This is a genomic window from Mycobacterium sp. (genome assembly GCF_035506235.1).
Lineage (GTDB): Bacteria > Actinomycetota > Actinomycetes > Mycobacteriales > Mycobacteriaceae > Mycobacterium.
The window spans coordinates 20870-38573 of the sequence record NZ_DATJPU010000010.1 but is presented as its reverse complement, the minus strand read 5'-3'; the positions used below and the strand labels follow the sequence as shown (position 1 = coordinate 38573).

Annotated in this window: 17 protein-coding genes; 7 read left to right on the top strand and 10 right to left on the bottom strand. The window is 70.2% G+C overall.

Going from position 1 to position 17704, the window contains the following annotated elements; genetic code table 11:
* The 5 genes from VMD50_RS01455 to VMD50_RS01435 all read right to left on the bottom strand — a co-directional run.
* Nucleotides 1-877 (bottom strand): SDR family oxidoreductase (locus VMD50_RS01455; RefSeq protein WP_325424139.1); only part of this gene is annotated, 877 nt, incomplete at its 3' end.
* Between the two features lie 24 nt (nt 878-901).
* A complete protein-coding gene (locus tag VMD50_RS01450; protein ID WP_325424137.1) occupies nt 902-2695 on the bottom strand; it encodes a glycoside hydrolase family 15 protein in 1794 nt (597 codons plus the stop codon).
* On the bottom strand, nt 2688-4400 hold the full coding sequence (locus VMD50_RS01445; RefSeq protein WP_325424136.1) for a GMC family oxidoreductase: 1713 nt from the start codon (nt 4398-4400) through the stop codon (nt 2688-2690). The genes VMD50_RS01450 and VMD50_RS01445 overlap by 8 nt, the downstream gene beginning before the upstream one ends.
* Nucleotides 4400-5146 carry a gluconate 2-dehydrogenase subunit 3 family protein gene (locus tag VMD50_RS01440; protein WP_325424134.1) on the bottom strand — a complete coding sequence of 249 codons (747 nt, stop codon included), beginning with the start codon at nt 5144-5146 and terminating at the stop codon, nt 4400-4402. The genes VMD50_RS01445 and VMD50_RS01440 overlap by 1 nt, the downstream gene beginning before the upstream one ends.
* An 11-nt stretch (nt 5147-5157) precedes the next feature.
* Nucleotides 5158-5643 carry a hypothetical protein gene (locus tag VMD50_RS01435; protein WP_325424132.1) on the bottom strand — a complete coding sequence of 162 codons (486 nt, stop codon included), beginning with the start codon at nt 5641-5643 and terminating at the stop codon, nt 5158-5160.
* A gap of 499 nt (nt 5644-6142) precedes the next feature.
* Here VMD50_RS01435 and VMD50_RS01430 point away from each other — a divergent pair, with 499 nt between their 5' ends.
* The 3 genes from VMD50_RS01430 to VMD50_RS01420 all read left to right on the top strand — a co-directional run bounded on the left by VMD50_RS01430 (nt 6143) and on the right by VMD50_RS01420 (nt 9834).
* Nucleotides 6143-6475 (top strand): hypothetical protein, encoded by a 333-nt coding sequence (locus VMD50_RS01430; protein WP_325424130.1) that lies wholly within the window; start codon nt 6143-6145, stop codon nt 6473-6475.
* A 123-nt stretch (nt 6476-6598) separates the two neighbouring features.
* A complete protein-coding gene (locus VMD50_RS01425; RefSeq protein WP_325424128.1) occupies nt 6599-9610 on the top strand; it encodes an acyl-CoA synthetase in 3012 nt (1003 codons plus the stop codon).
* Entirely contained in the window at nt 9610-9834 is a 225-nt protein-coding gene (locus VMD50_RS01420) for a Trm112 family protein (RefSeq protein WP_325424126.1), read from the top strand. Before VMD50_RS01425 ends, VMD50_RS01420 begins: the two co-directional genes overlap by 1 nt.
* On the opposite strand, the gene VMD50_RS01415 is transcribed toward VMD50_RS01420, so the two are convergent.
* The 4 genes from VMD50_RS01415 to VMD50_RS01400 form a co-directional block, all read right to left on the bottom strand.
* Nucleotides 9800-10423 (bottom strand): TetR/AcrR family transcriptional regulator, encoded by a 624-nt coding sequence (locus tag VMD50_RS01415; RefSeq protein ID WP_325424124.1) that lies wholly within the window; start codon nt 10421-10423, stop codon nt 9800-9802. The two genes, VMD50_RS01420 and VMD50_RS01415, sit on opposite strands and share 35 nt — an antisense overlap.
* A gap of 127 nt (nt 10424-10550) precedes the next feature.
* Complete coding sequence (locus VMD50_RS01410) at nt 10551-11369, bottom strand: ABC transporter permease (protein ID WP_325424122.1); 819 nt, start codon at nt 11367-11369, stop codon at nt 10551-10553.
* Nucleotides 11303-12067: an ABC transporter ATP-binding protein gene (locus tag VMD50_RS01405; protein ID WP_325424120.1), complete on the bottom strand. Its 765-nt coding sequence runs from the start codon at nt 12065-12067 to the stop codon at nt 11303-11305. The genes VMD50_RS01410 and VMD50_RS01405 overlap by 67 nt, the downstream gene beginning before the upstream one ends.
* A gap of 59 nt (nt 12068-12126) precedes the next feature.
* Nucleotides 12127-13401, bottom strand: coding sequence for an ammonium transporter (locus tag VMD50_RS01400; protein ID WP_325424118.1), 1275 nt, complete (start codon nt 13399-13401; stop codon nt 12127-12129).
* Nucleotides 13402-13470: 69 nt separating this feature from the next.
* Between VMD50_RS01400 and VMD50_RS01395 the strand changes: the two genes are divergently transcribed.
* Entirely contained in the window at nt 13471-14082 is a 612-nt protein-coding gene (locus VMD50_RS01395; protein ID WP_325424116.1) for a DNA-3-methyladenine glycosylase, read from the top strand.
* Here VMD50_RS01395 and VMD50_RS01390 read toward each other — a convergent pair.
* The gene (locus VMD50_RS01390; RefSeq protein ID WP_325424114.1) at nt 14079-14957 is read right to left on the bottom strand and encodes a bile acid:sodium symporter family protein; all 879 of its coding nucleotides are present in this window, start codon (nt 14955-14957) and stop codon (nt 14079-14081) included. The genes VMD50_RS01395 and VMD50_RS01390 overlap by 4 nt on opposite strands.
* 128 nt (nt 14958-15085) lie before the next feature.
* Between VMD50_RS01390 and tyrS the strand changes: the two genes are divergently transcribed.
* The 3 genes from tyrS to VMD50_RS01375 all read left to right on the top strand — a co-directional run bounded on the left by tyrS (nt 15086) and on the right by VMD50_RS01375 (nt 17704).
* Nucleotides 15086-16363, top strand: a complete 1278-nt coding sequence (gene tyrS / locus VMD50_RS01385; protein ID WP_325424112.1) for a tyrosine--tRNA ligase — start codon at nt 15086-15088, stop codon at nt 16361-16363.
* Nucleotides 16364-16407: 44 nt separating this feature from the next.
* A complete protein-coding gene (locus VMD50_RS01380; protein WP_414685969.1) occupies nt 16408-16767 on the top strand; it encodes a DUF732 domain-containing protein in 360 nt (119 codons plus the stop codon).
* A gap of 145 nt (nt 16768-16912) precedes the next feature.
* Nucleotides 16913-17704 (top strand): tetratricopeptide repeat protein, encoded by a 792-nt coding sequence (locus tag VMD50_RS01375; protein WP_325424108.1) that lies wholly within the window; start codon nt 16913-16915, stop codon nt 17702-17704.

The window sequence follows — 17704 nt, the reverse complement described above, 5'->3', positions numbered from 1 at the left end:
CGCCGTGGGCGCCGTGGTCGCTGCCGGGCTCCTGATCGACCGGCTGCCACAGGTTGGCCGGCTGCCGGCCGTTCACGCGTTCGTCGGTCTGCTGCGAGTCGAATCCGGTGCGGCCGAGGTAGCGATCCAGCAGCGGCGCGACGAACTTCTGCGCGAGGAGGGTGACCGCGGTGCTGTCACCAACCCAATACTGTTTGCGCCCAGGATGATCCGCTGCATACACGACGCCCCGGGCCGCCACCTCCGGCTGATAGATCGGCGGCACCGGCTGCGGATGCCGGGGCAGCCGCGACAGCACCCAGGAGAACTGCGGGGTGTTGACCGCCGGCATCTGCACCACGGTGATCCGCACGTTCGACCCCTCGTGCAGCAGCTCGCAGCGCACCGATTCGGTGAAGCCGTTGGTCGCGTGCTTGGCGCCGCAGTAGGCCGACTGCAGGGGGATGGACCGCTCGCTGAGCGCGGAGCCGACCTGCACGATGGTGCCGCGGTCGCGCGGGCGCATCTTGGCCAGAGCCGCCATGGTGCCGTGCACGTAGCCGAGGTAGGTCACCTCGGTCACGCGCTTGAATTCCTCGGCGGATATCTCCCAGAACGGCGCGAACACGGAGGTGAACGCGACGTTGACCCAGGTGTCGATGGGGCCGAAGGCGAATTCGGCCTCGTCGGCGGCGGCCTCGACGGCCGAGCAGTCGGCCACGTCGGTCGGGATGGCCAGCGCCTTGCCGCCACCGGCCTCGACGTCGCGGGCCGCGCCTTCCAGCCCGGCCGCGCCGCGGGCGAGCAGGGTGACGTTGGCGCCGCGTTGTCCGAACAACTGGGCGGTGGCGCGGCCGATGCCGGCGCTGGCCCCGGTGATCACCACGTTCTGTGTCATAGCGTCTGCCTTTCGTCTTGCGGTTCAGTCGTGATGGACGGCGTCCTCGGCCAGGGTGGCCGTGCATTCGAGGAGAAGGGCGTGCGCGAACGCCTGCGGCAGGTTGCCGCGCAGCTGCCGCTGCCTGACGTCGTATTCCTCGCAGAACAGCCCGGGCGGCCCGCAGGCGGCGCGGTTGCGTTCGAACCAGCGCATCGCGCAGTGGGCATGGCCCAGTTGGTGTTCCGCCAGGGCCATCATGAATCCGCAGAGCAGGAAGGCTCCCTCGGCATCGCCGAGGGCGCGCTCGTCGTGCCGGAAGCGGTACACGAACCCGTCGTGGGTGAGTTGTGCGCGGACGGCGTCCAGGGTGGCGCGGGTGCGCGGGTCGTCGGCCGGCAGGGCGCCGCGCACCGGGGGCAGCAGCAGCGACGCGTCGACTCCCGAAATCCCCGGGCGGCGTTGCCAGTAGCCGTCCTGTGGGTGCAGGCTCTTGGCCGCGGTGTCGGCGAGGATCGCGTCGGCCAACGAGGCGGAGGAGGAAACCTCCGCGCCGCCGCCGGCCACCCTGGCGATGGCGCGCAGCCCGGCCACACACGCCAGTCGCGACTGCGTCCAGTACTCTTCTTCGAGTTCCCAGATTCCCGCATCCGGTTCGCCCCAGCGCTTTTCGATTGCGGCGATGGCGGTCTGGGCGGCGCGCCAGCCGTCCGCGTCGAGCCGATCGGCGGCGGCGGCTCTGGCCAGCAGCTGCAGCGACTCGCCGAAGACGTCGAGCTGGAACTGCTGGTTGACCCAATTGCCGATCTTGTCCGTGCCGCCCGGGTAGCCGGGCAGGTCGAGCGTTTGTTCGCTGGGGACGGGGGCGCCGCTGACGGTGTAGGCGGGCTTGAGCTTTGGGCCCTCGTCGAGCAGCCGGCCACCGACGAATTCCACCGCCCGGTCGAGCAGCTCGGTTGCTCCCACGGCCGCCGCGGCCATGCCGGCGTACACCTGGTCGCGGATCCAGGCGTAGCGGTAGTCGTAGTTCTGGTTGGTGTGCGCGCGTTCGGGCAGGCTCATCGTCGCGGCCGCGACCATGCCGCCGCCGCTGCTGGTCAGCCCGCGCAGCACCGCATAGGAGTGCCGCCCGTCGCGAGGGGCGATGGTGCAGTTGAGCTCGGGCATGCTGCGCTGCCAGGCGGCCTCGGTGGCGTCCCAGGTGGTGTCGGGGTCGGGCGGCCGGTCGGGCAGTTCGTGCTCGGACAACTCCAGCACGAGGTCGTGGTGCCGGCCCTCGTCGATGGTGATCTCGCAGGTGAGAAGCTCATCGCGGTCACGGGAGCAACGCGCGGTGCGCGCGTCGTCGCCGCCCGACCACCTCCAGCGCAGCCGCCCCGATCGGCCGCTCCATACCCCGTCGTCGAGGCTGAGCTTTCCCGCGCCGTGACGACCGAATTCCGCGCTCGGCCGCAACAGCACGCGCACGCGCCCGGTTCCCTGGCAGCCCATCAGCCGACGCAGTAGCACCACCCGATCGGGGTCGCCCGGAAAGGCCAGCGCCTCACGGCATTCCACGATGCCGTCACGGGTGATCCAGCGGTTGCGCCAGATCAGGCTGCCCGGCTCGTAGTAGCCGCCCCACACGTGCCGCAGATCAGTCGGGGTGATCGCGTACACCCCGTCGCCGCCGATGAGGTTGGCGAAGACGGCGTCGGAGTCCCAGCGCGGCGCGCACAGCCACGCCAGGTCGCCCTCGGGACCGATCAACGCGCCCCGTTCGCCGTCGGCCAGCAGCGCGTACTCGCGTAGCACCCGCGGTGAAAAGTCCGCATCGACGACGGCCGTCCGCTCAGCCACGGGCCGCCGCCTCGGACCGAACCGGACGGCTGCCGCCGGGCGCCCGGGCGCTGATCTTCCCGGTCGCCATCCGTTCGGCCAGCCGCGAGGCCAGCGCCATGATCGTCAGCGCCGGATTGGCCGAGCCCTGCGTCGGGCAGACCGAGCCGTCGGCGAGAAACAGGTTCGGCACACCCCACACCCGGTGGTCGGAGTCGACCACCGAATTCTCCGGGCCGGTCCCCATGCGCGCGCCGCCGATCAGGTGGGCGAAGCGCTCGATGGTGAGCACATCCTGGGCGTCGGCGGCGTGCAGGATGTCGCCTATCACCTTGGTGGAGTAGGCCATGTTGGCCTTGTCGTTGTCGCAAAGCGTGTAGTCGAACCGGGCCACCGGGATGCCGTACGGGTCGGCTTCGTCGGCCAGCGTGACCCGGTTTTCCGGCCGCGGCAGCAGCTCGTTGAGCACGCCGATGGTCGCCCAGTGGTTGTAGTCGCGCATGTACTCGCGCAGCGCGCGGCCCCAGTGCCCGTCGGCCATCACGTGTTCGGCCCAGCCGATGGGCATGGGCGACACGGTCTGGATGGAGAAGCCGCGGGCGAACCCACGGGCGGGGTCGGTCTCGTAGAACTGTTCGGAGGACACCTCCGGGGGAGGGGCCTTGTACATCCGGACCTCCTCGGACCACCGGCCCGCGGACTGCGTGGCGCCCTGCACCATCACGTAGCGCCCGACCTGATCGTCGTTGTTGCCCAGCCCGTTCGGGAAGCGGTCGCTGACCGAGTTCAGCAGCAGCCGCGGGGTTTCGATGGAATACCCTGCCACCGCAACCGCTTTGGCACGCTGCAGGCGCTCGGTGCCGCCAACCTCGTCGTAGTAGACGACGCCCCGGGCGGCGCCGCTCTGGTCGAGGTCGACGCGGGCGGCCATGCAGTTGGCGCGGATCTCCACGGCGTGGGCCAGCGCGTCGGGCAGGTGCGTGACGTACGGGCTGGCCTTGGCGTTGACCTTGCAGCCCTGCAGGCAGTAGCCCCGGTAGATGCAGTGCGGGCGGTTGCCGAAGGTGCCGTTGACGATGCCGACGGGCCCGACGCGCATCTCGATGCCGAGCTTCAGCGCGCCCTCCCACAGCTTGGCGGCCGCACCCGAAATGGGATGGGGGGCAAAGGGATATCGATGCGGATGGCCCCACGGCCAGTTCTGGCCGGCCACCGGCAACTCGAGCTCGACGCGCTCGTAGTGGGGCAGCACGTCTTCGTAGCGGATGGGCCAGTCCGCGCCGACCCCGTCGAGGGTGCGGGTCGCGAAGTCGCTGGGGTGGAACCGCGGGCAATAGCCGGCGTAGTGGACCATCGAGCCGCCGACGCCGCGCCCGGAGTTGTTCTTGCCCAGCTCGATCGGGTCCGCGCCGCCGATGATGCGCTTCTGCGTCCAGTACAGGGCATGCGAGCCGGCCTCGTCGGAGACCCAGTCCTCGTCGGGGTGCCAGAACGGGCCGGCCTCGAGGATCACCACCCGCCACCCGGCGCGCGCCAGCCGTTGTGCGAGCACCGAGCCGCCGGCGCCGGCGCCGACGACGACCAGGTCGACCTCGTCGTCGGCGCGGTAACGGCGCATGGTCTTCTCGCCGGGCAGGTCGCGGGAATGCACGTCGAGCAGGAACCGCGAGTCGTTGTCCTTGGGCCCGACCGCCCCCTTGAGGAGGCCGCGGAGGAAGTCCCCCATCAGATCTCACCCTCCTGCACGACCCGGACGGGATCCTCGTCGGTGGCGCCGCGGGTCTCGAACGGTTCGCGCGCCGCGGCCGGCCCGGTGGCGCCGCCCAGGCGCATGAACCCGCGCGGGTAGGCGGGGCCGCCGAACCCGATCTCGTTCCACGCCCAGGGGTGGGAGTAGAAGCCGGACAAGGTCATTCGCATGCACACCGACCAGGCGCGCTTGACGTTCAGGCGCTCCCAGGTCCCGTCCTCCAGCTGACCCTGCGAGAACTGATCGACGATCGCTTCGCGGGTGGCGGGCTCGGCGGCGGCGAACGAGGCCGCGCCGTAGCGCCGGGCGGCGGTCTCGTCGAGTGCGCGCAGCACCAGCCGCCAGGTGTCGCGGTCGTCGGGCATGTCCGCGTACTGGTAGCCGTCGAGGCGCCCGTCGGCGAGCTTGGAGTCGACCGATTCGGTCGTCGGCACCCGCGGCTCGCTATCCTGCGCCAGCACCGTGTCACAGAACGCGCGCAGGCAGGGCTCCTCATCCTCGGTGAAAAACCGCAGCGGGCCGGGCGGTTCCAGCCGGGCCAGCACCACCTTCCGGGTGGCGTCGTCCCACGAGCCGGCGGTGTCCAGCACGTCGAAATCCGGGTAGCGCCCGATCATTTGGGGCGTGATGCCGCGGCGCTGCTTCGGAAGCCACGACGGGTGCGGGGGCTGGCGATCGGCGCGCAGGTTGGGCAGGTGGTCGGGGCGGGAGGTGTCGGCCATTTCGATACTCGCTATCGGCGGAACCGTTCGCGGCGCAGCACCGAGGCCAGCAGCCCCATCCCGCCGACCATGCACATCAACCCGGGCGCCGCGATCGGCGGGCCCATCGGCACGTTGTAGGACGCGTTCTTCCAGCCGCCCGGCTTGCGCGCGACGCCGCGGGCGTGCAGGTACTCGCCCATCAGGCCGTTGGCCGTGTAGATGCCGGCGGTGATCGGCAGCCAGAGCTTGGCCCAGCGCCGCGAGAACACCCCGCCGATGCCGGCGACGACCACCGGCGGGGTCACCACGATCGGGCTCCACATCCATTTGTTGCCGAAGCTGGCCTTGTAGTGCTCGAAGTAGATTTCGGCCGTCGTGACGAGGGCCGCCATCGCCGTAAGGCCGGACAGCGACCGTTCGAAGCGACCGTGCGCGACGTCGTACAGCGCCCGCTCGGCCAGATGTTCGGCCCGGCCGCCTCCCTTGCGCCGTCCGCCGTTGCCTAGCAGCAACATTTCGTTTCCCTTCCCTGACGTCTGCCGGGCAGCACGGGACCGGCTTGAATTCGTTGGCGAAGTGCTTGCAGGGCACCCGAAATCGCGTTGAGAGCCTCGTCCGGGGAGGCCGTAGAACGGGCCGCCGTCGTGCTCATGGGGCCACCTCATTTCCGCAAGGAGACAAGCGCCGGCAGCCCACCCCGACGACACCGGTGACAACGACGAGTCGAGATGGCTGCCCAGAGGACCGGTCAAGCGCCCAGCTGCGTGTTTCAACCGAGGTGGTCCTGACAGCATGCGGGCATGCGTCGCGAACCATGCGCCTGGGTTAAATACCCCGATTGACCGCAGTTAACCATCGAATTCGTCATAGTGCCGCGGTCATGCGTATCGCCCTGGGGCACAACGCAAGTCGTCGCTTCTCGGTGCCGGTCGCGTGCCGGGCGCGGAATCGTCGACCTCAACGCGTTTCAGCCGCGCCAACCGGGTCAATCCTGCGGCCAGAAAGGACTGGAGCATGGTGAGACCAGATAACGGACTCCAGGCTGAACCCGATCTCCAAGTGTGGGCGGCGGTGGACGCATTCCGCACCGGACAACGGGCCGAGCGCGCGTGGCTACTGGCCAGGGCGGCTCAGCGATCCGCAGCCAAAAGCCTGGACAATTCCGCGGACAGCCACGAGCGAACGGCGAACGCCTACGACGAGGCGGCCGAACACAACAGCCTCGCGAGCGATGAGTACCGGCAACACGCGGCTCACCACCGCAAGTTCGCGCGGGAGGATCGCCGGATGGCGAAGCGGCTGCGTCGAATGGCGGACGTCGGCCCCATGGGTTTCGGGGAGCTGTAAAGCCACGTCGGGCGCCGCGAAAATTTACGGGCCCGACTAATTCGGCGAGCACCCTGACCGCCACGGAGCCGGGCCGATCCAACGCTGCGGCTAACAGCCTGACCGAAACCGCCGGGCGCGCCGATGTGCCATGATGGCGGAGCTGTCAAGAGTCAGGGAGCGGCGGTGGATCTCAATTTTTCGATGGTCACGCGGCCGGTCGAGCGCCTGGTCGCCACGGCGCAAAACGGGCTCGAGGTCTTGCGACTGGGGGGTTTGGAAACCGGCAGCGTCCCGTCTCCGTTCCAGATCGTCGAGAGCGTCCCGATGTACAAGCTGCGCCGGTATTTCCCGCCGGACAGCCGGCCCGGGCACGCGCCGGTGGGCCCGCCCGTGCTGATGGTGCACCCGATGATGATGTCGGCCGACATGTGGGACGTCACCCGCGAAGACGGGGCGGTGGGGATCCTGCACGCCGGCGGGCTCGATCCCTGGGTCATCGACTTCGGCTCGCCCGACAAGGTGGAAGGCGGCATGCGCCGCAACCTGGCCGACCACATCGTCGCGCTCAGCCAGGCGATCGACACGGTCAAGGACGTAACGGGCAGCGACGTGCACCTGGTCGGCTATTCGCAGGGCGGGATGTTCTGCTACCAGGCCGCGGCGTACCGGCGTTCGAAGAACATCGCCAGCATCGTGACGTTCGGCTCGCCGGTGGACACCCTGGCCGCCTTGCCCATGGGCATCCCGGCGAACTTCGCCGCGCCCGCCGCAAACTTCATGGCCGATCACGTCTTCAGCCGGCTGGACATCCCGGGCTGGTTGGCGCGTGCCGGTTTTCAGATGCTCGATCCGCTCAAGACGGCCAAGGCCCGGGTCGACTTCGTGCGTCAGCTCCACGACCGCGAGGCGCTGCTGCCGCGCGAGCAACAGCGCAGGTTCCTCGAGCGCGAAGGCTGGATCGCGTGGTCGGGCCCGGCGATCTCCGAGCTGCTCAAGCAGTTCATCGCGCACAACCGCATGATGACCGGCGGTTTCGCCATCAGCGGTCAGATGGTCACGCTCACCGACATCACCTGCCCGGTGCTGGCCTTCGTCGGCGAGGTGGACGACATCGGTCAACCGGCCTCGGTGCGCGGGATCAGGCGGGCGGCGCCGAACGCCGAAGTCTACGAACGCCTGGTCCGCACAGGCCATTTCGGTTTGGTCGTGGGATCCAAAGCGGCGCGGGAGAGCTGGCCCACCGTCGCGGCCTGGGTGCAATGGCTGTCCACCGGTGGCGATAAGCCCAATGGCATCGACCTGATGGCCGACCAGCCGATCGAACACACCGCCAGCGGTGTCGCGTTCAGCTCCCGGATCACACACGGCCTCGGAGAGGTCTCCGAGGCGGCGCTGGGTGCGGTGCGCGGCACGGCCAACGCCGTCGTCGCGGCCAACAAGTCGATGCGCACCCTGGCCGTGGAGACGGTGCGGACGCTGCCGCGACTGGTCCGGCTGGGACAGATCAACGACCACACCCGCATCTCGCTGGGCCGCATCATCGACGAGCAGGCGCACGACGCCCCGCAGGGCGAGTTCCTGTTGTTCGACGGCCGCGTGCACACCTACGAGGCCGTCAACCGCCGCGTCGACAACGTCGTCCGCGGGCTGATCGAGGTCGGGGTGCGGCAGGGCGACCGCGTCGGCGTCTTGATGGAGACGCGACCCAGCGCGCTCGTCGCCATCGCCGCCCTGTCCCGGCTGGGTGCCGTCGCCGTGGTGATGCGCCCGGACGCCGACCTGGTCGCGTCGGTCCGCCTCGGCGGCGTGACCGAGATCCTCACCGATCCGACCAACCTCGACGCGGCGCGAGACCTGCCGGGGCAGATCCTGGTGCTGGGCGGCGGCGAGGCACGAGACCTGCACCTGCCCCACGACTCCGACGTCATCGACATGGAGCAGATCGACCCGGACACCGTCGAGCTGCCCGCGTGGTACCGCCCCAACCCGGGGCTGGCCCGCGACCTGGCGTTCATCGCGTTCAACGCCGCCGGCGGCGAGCTGGTCGCCAAGCAGATCACCAACTACCGCTGGGCGGTCTCGGCCTTCGGGACCGCCTCCACCGCCGCGCTGGACCGCCGCGACACCGTGTACTGCCTGACGCCGCTGCACCACGAGTCGGCCCTGCTGGTCAGCCTGGGGGGCGCGGTCGTCGGCGGCACCCGCATCGCGCTGTCGCGCGGCCTGCGCCCGGACCGCTTCGTCCAGGAGGTGCGTCAGTACGGCGTGACGGTGGTGTCCTACACGTGGGCCATGTTGCGCGAGGTCGTCGACGATCCCGCGTTCGTGCTGCACGGCAACCATCCGGTTCGCCTGTTCATCGGGTCCGGCATGCCGACGGGACTCTGGGGGCGCGTCGTCGACGCGTTCGTCCCGGCTCGCGTCGTCGAGTTCTTCGCCACCACCGACGGACAGGCGGTGCTGGCCAACGTGTCCGGCGCCAAGATCGGCAGCAAGGGCCGACCCCTGCCGGGCGCCGGTCGCATCGAGCTCGGTGCGTACGACGCCGAGCACGACCTGATTCTGGAGGACGACCGGGGCTTCGTCCAGGTCGCCGCGCCCAACGAGGTCGGGGTGCTGCTCGCGCAGTCCAACGGGCCGATCGACCCGAGCGCGTCCGTCAAACGCGGAGTCTTCGCCGCGGGCGACACCTGGATTTCGACCGAATACCTGTTCCGCCGCGACGGCGACGGCGACTATTGGCTGATGGGCCGGCGCGGGTCGGTGGTCCACACCGCGCGCGGGCTGGTCTATGCCGAAGCGGTCACCGACGCGTTGGGCTGTATCAACGGCGTCGACCTCGCGGTGACCTACAACGTACCGGTCGGCGACGAGCAGGCGGCGGTGTCGGCGGTGACGCTGCTGCCGGGGGCCACCATCACCGCGGCCGACCTGACCGAGGCCGTCGCGAAGATCCCCGTCGGACTCGGGCCCGACATCGTGCATGTGTGCCCGGAGATGACGCTGAGCGCGACCTACCGGCCCACCGTCAGCGCCCTGCGCGCGGCCGGGATTCCCAAGCCGGGACGCCAGGCGTGGTACTTCGACGCCGGCAGCGACGAGTTCCGCAGGCTGACACCCGGGGTGCGGTCCGGGCTGAGCGGCGGGCAGTGATGCTCGACGACGCCCTGCTCGCCATCCTTGTCTGCCCGGCCGACCGGGGCCCGCTGCTTTTGATAGACCCGGGCGATGGTGAATTGCTCTACAACCCCCGGCTGCGGCGCGCCTACCGCATCGAGGACGGCATCCCGGTGCTGCTGATCGAGGAGGCCCGTGACGTCGACGACGACGAGCACGCCCGGCTCATGGAACGAGCCCGTCCGGCAGATCCCCGGTGAGGTAGCGCTGCAGGTTGGGCGCGATGGTCCGCGCGATCTGCTCGGCCGGCAGGGAGGCGAACGGCTCCAATCCCAGGATGTAACGCGCCATCACCACGCCCACCAGCTGCGACGCGACGAACTGGATGCGGATGACACCGCTGCCCGGCGGATCGTCGACGCGCGGACCCACCTCCACCGCGATGATGTCCTCGATGAACGTGCGAAAGAGGTTGATCTCCGAGCCGGCCAGGACCGACCGCAGCGCCGCGATGAACCCCGTGCCCAGCTCGGAATCCCACAGCGGCAACAACATCGACGGCAGCCGGTAGCCGATCTCCTCGATCGGCACGTCACGCAGCGGGCCGATGATGTCCATCGGGTCGATCGGGATGTGGACCGCCGCGGCGAACAGCTTTTCCTTGGTGCCGAAATAGTGATGCACGAGTGCCGAGTCGACGCCCGCCGCCGCGGCCACCGCGCGAATCGACGTGTTGCGAATCCCCTTGCGGGCGAACAGGTCTCGGGCACTGGCCAGGATGCGGTTGCGGGTGTCGGAGACCCCGGCCGGTCGCCCGGGCCGCCTGCGCCCGGTGTTGGTGGCCGTCACGCTAGGACCCTCCGTGGCGACCCGTCCCCCAGCTCCGCGGGGGTACCCCCAGCGCCCGGTCCCCCGCAAGCGGGTGGGGTCCCCGCGGAGCCGGGGAGTGCCCCCGGCGCTGCGCTTGCGATCGCCACTAGGGCGTCCGCCGCCGCAGCGTCGCCGCCGCCAGGCACAGTGCCGCGAACGCGAAGGCCAGGACGGCGATGATGTCGCGCACCGCGACGCCGGTCAGCCCCGGATGAGCGTTGACCTGCTGCAGGGCCTCCAGCGCGTAGCTGGCCGGCATGGCGTTGCTGATCCACTGCAGCCAGTGCGGCATCAAGGACCGAGGAACGATGATGCCGGCCAGCAGCAGCTGCGGCACGATCACCAACGGAATGAACTGTAGGGCCTGGAATTCCGTGCGGGCGAACGCGCTGAACAACAGGCCGAGCGCGACACCAAGGATGGCGTTGACGATCGCCACCAAAACCACCCACACCGGGCTGCCGGCGGTCTTGAAGCCGAGGAACCAAAAAGACACCACGCACAGCAGGCTGGCCTGCACGGTCGCGGCCAGCGAGAAGGCGGTCCCATAAGCGCCCAAGAGGTCGAACCGGCGCAACGGTGTGGTCAGGATGCGCTCGAGCGTTCCCGAGGCGCGTTCGCGCTGCATGGTTATCGACGTCAGCACGAACATCAGGAAAAACGGGAAAAGGCCAATGATGATCAGGCAGGCGTTGTTGAACGGCGCCGGGGTGCCCGGGCGGTGTGGGGTGTTTTGGAACATGAAGTACATCAACGTGATCACCACGACCGGCACCAGCAAGATCAACGCGACACTGCGGCGGTCGGCGGCGAGCTGGCGCAGGATCCGGACCGTCGTCGCCGCGTAGGCCTGCGGCGTCAGCCGGCTGCGGGCACGGTGGTGCGCCGGATGATGAACAGGAACGCTTCCTCCAGCGACGTACATCCGGTGTCCTCTCGTAGTCGGTGTGGCGTGGTGTGGGCGAGCACTCGCCCGTCGCGCATGAGCAGCAGGTCGGCGCAGCGGTCGGCCTCGTCCATCACGTGGCTGGACACCAGCAGCGTGGTCCCGGCCCTCGCGAGCTGGGTGAACTTATCCCAGAGGTCGAAGCGCAGCACGGGATCGAGCCCGATGGTCGGCTCGTCGAGGACCAGCAGGTCGGGGTGGCCGACCAGCGCGCACGCCAACGACACCCGGGCGCGCTGCCCACCGGACAGGTTGGCGCAGTACGCGCCGCGCTGGTCCTGCAGGTCAACCGCCTCGACGGCCTCCTCGGCGGCGTGCCCGTCGACGCCGTACAGCGCGGCGAAGTAGCGGATGTTGTCGATGACTTTCAAGTCGTTGTAGATGGTCGCGTCCTGGGGCATGTATCCGACGCGGCGTCGCAGCGCGGCCGACCCGGCCGGGCCGCCGAGCACCGTCACGGTGCCCCCGGCGACGATCTGGGTTCCGACGATGCAACGCATCAGCGTGGTCTTCCCGGATCCCGACGGCCCCAGCAGGCCGGTGATGGTGCCCCGGGCGATCCGAACGGAAACATCTTGCACCGCAAGCCTTTTGCCGCGGATGACGCGCAGGTTCTCGATCGTGATGGCGGGCTCCCCGCCGTCGCGGAGTAATTCATCACTCGATGAACTCATCATGTGATGAATATCTGCCCCTGCCGGGGCGATGTCAAGGCCCAGGTGCGACTCGGGTGCGCCTAGGGGGCGGGGCTTGGTCCGGGCCGGCGCAGCGGCAGATGCCCGTGCACGCCTTCGGCGTAGGCGGTCTCGGCGTGCTGGGTAAGGTCGACGCCCGTGGTCTCGTCCTCGGGGCTGAGCCGGAAGCCCATCACGGTGTCGATCACCTTCGCTATGACGTACGACACCGTGAACGCGTACAGCGCGACCACGACGATCGCGAGGGTCTGCTTGCCCAGCTGGGCGAAGCCGCCCCCGTAGAAGAGGCCCCGCGGGCCCGACGTCATGACCGCCGTAGCGAGCAGCCCGATCAATGACACGCCGACCACGCCGCCGACGAAGTGCACGCCGACCACGTCGAGCGAATCGTCGTAGTTGAACCGGAATTTCGCGCCCACCGCGAACGAGCACACGACACCGGCCACCAGCCCCACGACGGCCGCGCCGAGCGTGTTGACGGTTCCGCACGACGGGGTGATGGCGACCAGGCCGGCGACCACGCCGGACGCCGCCCCGAACGTCGTGGGCCGGCCGTCCCGGACCCGTTCGACCGAGAGCCAGCCGAGCATGCCGAGGGAGCCGGCGACGAGCGTGTTGAGGAAGATGGCCGCGGCGGTCCCGCTGGCGGCCAGGGCCGAGCCGGCGTTGAACCCGAACCAGCCGAACCACAGCAGGCCCACCCCGAGCAGGACGAACGGTAGATTGTGCGGCCGCATGGCGTCCTTCTTGAAGCCGATGCGCGGCCCGAGCACCAGCGCCAGGGCCAGAGCGGAGGAGCCGGAGACGATCTCGACGACGAGGCCGCCGGCGTAGTCCAGCACGCCCAGCTTGGCCAGCCAGCCGCCCGGTCCCCATACCCAGTGCGCGACAACCGAATACACGACGATCGCCCATACCGCGACGAACGCCATCCAGGCCGCGAACTTGGCGCGGTCGGCGATCGCGCCGCTGACCAGGGCGGCCGTGATGATCGCGAACGTCAACTGGAACGTCGCATACAGCAGTTCGGGAACCGTGCCGTGGACCGTGTCGGGGCCGATGCCGAGCATCCCGACGTGTTCGAGGTTGCCGACGAGCCCGCCCGCCCCGTCTTCGGAGAACGCGATCGTGTAGCCGACCAGCAACCACGCCACCGTGACCAAGGGGATGGAGATGAAGCTCATCATGATCATGTTGAGCACGCCGGTGGTGCGGACCATGCCGCCGTAGAAGATGGCGAGGCCGGGGGTCATCAGCAGGACGAGTGCGGTGCTGGCCAGCAGCCACGCGGTGGCGGCGGGGTCGATCGCATGCATGTTTTTGGGCTCCTTTGCCACGTGGCAACCGGGATACTGCCATGCGCGCGGTGCCGGTAGGTTCGTTGGGTGGTTGCGGACCGGCTGGTGGTGGAACCGGTCGCCGCCGCCCATCGATTGCTCGGCGCCACCCTCACCGGACGGGGGGTGCGGGCCGTCGTCGTCGAGGTCGAGGCCTACGGCGGGGTGCCCGACGGGCCATGGCCGGACGCCGCGGCCCACTCGTACCGCGGCCTGTCCGGGCGCAATGCCGTGATGTTCGGGCCGCCCGGGCGGCTCTACACCTACCGCAGCCACGGGATCCACGTCTGCGCCAACGTCTCGTGCGGGCCCGACGGGACCGCCGCCGCCGTGCTGCTGCGGGCCGCGGCCCTCGAGGACGGCACCGACGTCGCACGCGCCCGCCGCGGTGAGCTGGTCCGCACCGCGGCGCTGGCGCGCGGCCCGGGCAACCTGTGCTCGGCGCTGGGAATCACCATGGACGACAACGGGATCGACCTCTTCAACCCCGCGAGCCCGGTGACCCTGGAACTGCACGACCCGCTGACCGCCGTGTCCGGTCCGCGCGTCGGGGTCAGCCAGGCCGCCGACCGGCCGTGGCGGCTGTGGCTGGGCGGCCGGCCGGAGGTGTCGGCATACCGGCGCAGTCCCCGGGCGCCCGCCCCCGGGACAAGCGACTAGACGGCGGCGGGAGAGACGGCGCGAAACGCGGGGTCCACGCGGCGCGCGACGAAGGCGAACGTGACGGCCAACAGCGGCGCGACGGCACTGTATATCGCGGCCGGCGTGGCCATTTCGGCGCTATTCAACAGCTGCGGACTCAACGCGACGCCCATCGCCACCACGGCATTGTGCATCCCGACCTCCAGGCTGACCGCGACGGCCTGCCGCGGAGCCAGCCGCATCAGGCGTGGCGCCAGATAGCCGACCGTCAGGCTCACCGCGCAGAACGCCACGACGGCTCCGCTCAGCACGCCGAGGTTGTGCCACAGCGTCGTTCGCCCCCCGGCGATGGCCGCCAGCACGGCGAGCACCAGCAGCGTGATCGCGGCGATTCTGACCGGTCTCTGCAATCGCCGGGCCAGCTCGGGGAAGCGGTGGCGGATTGCCACCCCGACCGCGATGGGGACGAGCACCAGGCCGATCACCGCGAGGAACTTGTCCAGCTGCAGCGGGAGGAACCGCCCTTCACCGAGAAACCAGGTCATCGCCACCGCCAGAATCGCGGGCAGGGCCACGATCGACAGCACGGCGTTGATCGCGGTCAGCGTGAGGTTGAGCGCCAGGTCGCCGTTGAACAGATGGCTCAGGAGGTTCGCCATCGTCCCGCCGGGGGTCGCCGCCATCAGCATGAGCCCGACCGCCAGATGGGGTTCGAGATGAAAGCCCTCGGCGATCACCAGGCACACCGCCGGGAGCAGCAGCGACTGACAGGCGAGCGCGACGACGAGTGGCTTGCGCAGCGTGGCGGCCCGCCTGAAGTCGTCGACCGTCAGCGTCAGCCCGAGGGCGAGCATGATGATCACGACGACCAGCGGCCAGTATCGGTTGTCCATGACGCTCCGCGTTGTTGGTGCGCTTGACGGGGAAGGCGATAGCGCCACGATGCGCCACGTAGTTAGCTTGCCTTAGAGAGCGGCGCGCGGGCGAATCGTGGCGGCGAGAACGACTAAAGTCGTGCGCGATGTCTTCCGGGATCCTCGATGAGCTGGGCTGGCGCGGGCTCATAGCGCAGTCCACCGACCTTGACGCCCTCGACGCCGAAGCGCAGCGCGGGCCGCTGACGGTGTACGCCGGCTTCGACCCCACCGCGGCCAGCCTGCACGCGGGCCACCTGGTGCCGCTGCTGGCGCTGCGCCGGTTCCAGCGCGCCGGGCACCGTCCGATCGTCCTGGCCGGCGGCGCCACCGGCATGATCGGCGACCCGCGCGACGTCGGCGAGCGCACCCTCAACGAGGCCGGCACCGTCGCGGAATGGACCGAGCGCATCCGCGGACAATTGGAGCGCTTCGTCGACTTGGACGCGTCCCCGACCGGCGCCGTCGTCGTCAACAACCTGGACTGGACGGGCCCCCTGTCGGCGATCGAGTTCCTGCGCGACATCGGCAAGCACTTCTCGGTCAACGTGATGCTGGACCGCGACACCGTCCGGCGGCGCCTGGAGGGCGAGGGCATCTCCTACACGGAGTTCAGCTACATGCTGTTGCAGGCCAACGACTACGTCGAATTGCACCGCCGGTACGGCTGCAGCCTGCAGATCGGCGGCTCGGACCAGTGGGGCAACATCATCGCAGGGGTGCGGCTGGTGCGCCAGAAGCTCGGCGCGGCGGTGCACGCTCTGACGGTCCCGCTGGTCACCGCCGCCGACGGCACCAAGTTCGGCAAGTCCACCGGGGGCGGCAACCTGTGGCTGGACCCCCGGATGACTAGCCCGTACGCCTGGTACCAGTACTTCGTCAACACCGCCGACGCCGACGTGATCCGGTACCTACGGTGGTTCACGTTCCTGTCGGCCGAGGAGCTGGCCGAACTGGAACGGGCCACCCAAGAGCGCCCGCAGCAGCGCGCCGCCCAACGCAGGCTGGCCCGCGAGCTGACCGTGCTGGTGCACGGCGAGGCGGCCACCGAGGCGGTCGAGCACGCCAGCCGGGCGCTCTTCGGGCAGGGCGAACTCGACCGGCTGGACGAGCCGACGCTGGCCGCGGCGCTGCGCGAGGCGTCGGTCGCCGAGCTCAAACCCGGCAGTCCCGACGGGATCGTCGACCTCCTGGTGGCCAGCGGCCTGTCGGCCAGCAAGGGGGCCGCGCGGCGCACCATCGGCGAGGGCGGCGTTTCGGTCAACAACGTGCGCATCGACAGCGAGGAGTGGGTGCCGCAGCCCTCGGACTTCCTGCACGGCCGGTGGCTGGTGCTGCGCCGCGGCAAACGCAACATCGCCGGGATCGAAAGGGTGGACGGCTAAACCGTTATCGCGCCGTGCCCCGGACGTGACCGCCGGCGACCACTGTGGTCACGGTGACTAGCGCGACACGGGTGCTGCGGGTCGTCGGAGTGGGCGCGGGCGTGGCCGGTTTGACCGCGGCGCTGGCGGCGCCCGTCCACGCCGACCTGCGGGGCAACGCGTTCCTGCGCGCTCTCACGAATGCCGGCGTCCCGGTGTCGCAACCGGACGCCGCGATGGCGCTGGGCCAGTCGGTCTGCCCGATGCTGGTGCAGCCCGGCGGGTCGTTCGACTCGGTGATCGCCGCCGTCGCCGACGGCCACGGAATGTCCCAGGACGTGGCGGGCGTGTTCACCATCGTCGCGATCGCGACCTATTGCCCCGCGGTGCTGGCGCCGCTGCTGAACGACCGGGGCCCGGGCTAGGGGCTCGCTCTGCCGAGTGTGAGCTGACGGCCTTCGGTGCGTAATAAGGGCGGGATCGCGGCGGTTTTACCGCCCTGGACGCCCACTCAAAGCCGTCACCGCACACTGAACGGCTGCCCCGCCGGTGGTCCGTATCCTTTGCAGGGTGGCCGACGACAGGCAGGGGCGCGACGGTAAGCGGCGACCGCGCTCAGCATCCGACTCCTGGTCGGGTCCGGGCCGGGCGCGCCCGGTGCAGCCGCGCAGCGCCGGCCCGGACGGTCACGGCGACGCGACCGGGGCGCCCCCGATACCGCCGGGCGTGGAGGCCCGGCAGCTGGCGCCCGAAATCCGGCGCGAACTGAGCACCCTGGACCGCGCCACCGCCGACGCGGTGGCGCGCCACCTGGTCGCCGCCGGCGAGCTGATCGACGAGGACCCGGAGGCCGCGCTGAGCCATGCCCGCGCCGCGCGGGCCCGCTCCAGCAGGATCGCCGCGGTCCGCGAAGCCGTAGGCATCGCCGCCTACCACTGCGGCGACTGGGCCCAGGCGCTGGCCGAGCTGCGCGCCGCCCGCAGGATGGGCAGCAAGTCGCCGTTGCTCGCGCTGATCGCCGATTGCGAACGCGGACTTGGACGTCCGGAACGGGCGATCGAGCTGGCGCGCGGCGAGGAGGCGGCCCAGCTGTCCGGCGACGACGCCGACGAGTTGCGCATCGTCGCCGCCGGCGCCCGCGCGGACCTCGGGCAGCTCGAGCAGGCCCTGACCCTGTTGTCCACGCCGCAGCTGGACCCGAGCCGCACCGGTTCGACGGCGGCGCGGTTGTTCTACGCCTACGCCGACACGCTGCTGGCGCTCGGCCGCAACGACGAAGCGCTGCAATGGTTCCTGCGCTCGGCGGCCGCCGACGTCGAAGGCGTCACCGACGCCGAAGAGCGGGTCAGCGAGCTGGCCTGA

Coding starts and splice junctions, on each gene's coding strand:
- VMD50_RS01445 (WP_325424136.1), bottom strand. CDS start 4,400: ATGGGGGACTTCCTCCGCGGCCTCCTCAAGGGGGCGGTCGGGCCCAAG.
- VMD50_RS01440 (WP_325424134.1), bottom strand. CDS start 5,146: ATGGCCGACACCTCCCGCCCCGACCACCTGCCCAACCTGCGCGCCGAT.
- VMD50_RS01435 (WP_325424132.1), bottom strand. CDS start 5,643: ATGTTGCTGCTAGGCAACGGCGGACGGCGCAAGGGAGGCGGCCGGGCC.
- VMD50_RS01430 (WP_325424130.1), top strand. CDS start 6,143: ATGGTGAGACCAGATAACGGACTCCAGGCTGAACCCGATCTCCAAGTG.
- VMD50_RS01425 (WP_325424128.1), top strand. CDS start 6,599: ATGTGCCATGATGGCGGAGCTGTCAAGAGTCAGGGAGCGGCGGTGGAT.
- VMD50_RS01420 (WP_325424126.1), top strand. CDS start 9,610: ATGCTCGACGACGCCCTGCTCGCCATCCTTGTCTGCCCGGCCGACCGG.
- VMD50_RS01410 (WP_325424122.1), bottom strand. CDS start 11,369: ATGTACGTCGCTGGAGGAAGCGTTCCTGTTCATCATCCGGCGCACCAC.
- VMD50_RS01405 (WP_325424120.1), bottom strand. CDS start 12,067: ATGATGAGTTCATCGAGTGATGAATTACTCCGCGACGGCGGGGAGCCC.
- VMD50_RS01400 (WP_325424118.1), bottom strand. CDS start 13,401: ATGCATGCGATCGACCCCGCCGCCACCGCGTGGCTGCTGGCCAGCACC.
- VMD50_RS01390 (WP_325424114.1), bottom strand. CDS start 14,957: ATGGACAACCGATACTGGCCGCTGGTCGTCGTGATCATCATGCTCGCC.
- tyrS (WP_325424112.1), top strand. CDS start 15,086: ATGTCTTCCGGGATCCTCGATGAGCTGGGCTGGCGCGGGCTCATAGCG.